The sequence below is a fragment of the Vibrio sp. 2132-1 genome (assembly GCF_033344315.1).
In genome coordinates, this window is the sequence record NZ_JAWPON010000638.1 from 1 (window position 1) to 573 (window position 573).

Annotated in this window: 1 protein-coding gene; it reads left to right on the forward strand. The window is 46.9% G+C overall.

Annotated elements, in window-relative coordinates:
• The first annotated feature begins 1 nt into the window (after position 1).
• The gene (locus R8N47_RS27120) at positions 2 to 520 is read left to right on the forward strand and encodes a YggT family protein (protein ID WP_318186358.1); all 519 of its coding nucleotides are present in this window, start codon (positions 2 to 4) and stop codon (positions 518 to 520) included.
• Positions 521 to 573: the final 53 nt, after the last annotated feature.

Consider the following 573-nt stretch of genomic DNA (forward strand, 5'->3'; position numbering starts at 1 on the left):
CCTGTATATCATGGTCGTGATTTTGCGAATTTGGTTGCAAGCTGCACGTGCAGATTTCTACAACCCGTTCTCGCAATTTATCGTAAAAGCGACTCAGCCAGTCATTGGCCCACTGCGTCGTGTTATTCCATCAATCGGCAATATTGACCTTGCAACGGTTCTGTTCGCTTACGTGCTGTGTGTATTGAAATTTGTCGCGCTGATTCTGATTGCGTCTAACGGCTCTGTCTCTTTCAGCGTTGATTTCCTATTCTTGGGTTTGTTATCGCTACTAAAAGCTGCTGGTGGCCTTCTGTTCTGGGTATTGTTGATTCGCGCAATCCTAAGCTGGGTGAGCCAAGGTCGTAGCCCAATTGAATACGTGTTCCATCAATTGACCGAGCCAATGTGCGCACCAATTCGTCGCGTACTTCCTGCTTTTGGCGGCTTGGATTTGAGCGTGCTGGTTCTGTTCATCGGTTTGCAATTCGCAAACTTCTTGATGGGCGATATCATTGGTCCTATTTGGTTCCAACTGTAATGTCCGCAGCAGTTTGGCAAGATGGCGAGGACATCGTCCTTAAGCTTTATATT